Origin of the sequence: Stenotrophomonas sp. SrG (genome assembly GCF_050031795.1) — a bacterium.
Classification (GTDB): Bacteria; Pseudomonadota; Gammaproteobacteria; order Xanthomonadales; family Xanthomonadaceae; genus Stenotrophomonas; species Stenotrophomonas rhizophila_A.
Genome location: NZ_JBNBBE010001598.1, coordinates 1 through 232 on the forward strand (window position 1 = coordinate 1; position 232 = coordinate 232).

General features: G+C 73.3%; 1 protein-coding gene. It reads right to left on the bottom strand.

The window, feature by feature from the left end:
- A partial coding sequence (locus ACQG3P_RS24755; protein ID WP_426806526.1) for a methyl-accepting chemotaxis protein occupies positions 1-232 on the bottom strand: 232 nt, incomplete at both ends.

Genomic DNA, 232 nt, shown 5'->3' on the forward strand with positions numbered 1-232 from the left:
GGCTCGCCACGCCCCGCTTTCCCGTAGCCGTGCGGACCTCGGACATCCGGTCGCAGCCCCGCCGCCCGTAGACCACGCTCACGGCCATGGTGCGCCCGGCGCTCTCGACCTGGCTGGTGCCGGTACCGACCTTGGCCACCGAGTCGGTGATCAGCTGCGTGATCTCCTGGGCCGCGCCGGCCGAACGCTGCGCCAGCTTGCGGAGGTCCTCCGCGACGACCGCGAATCCCCG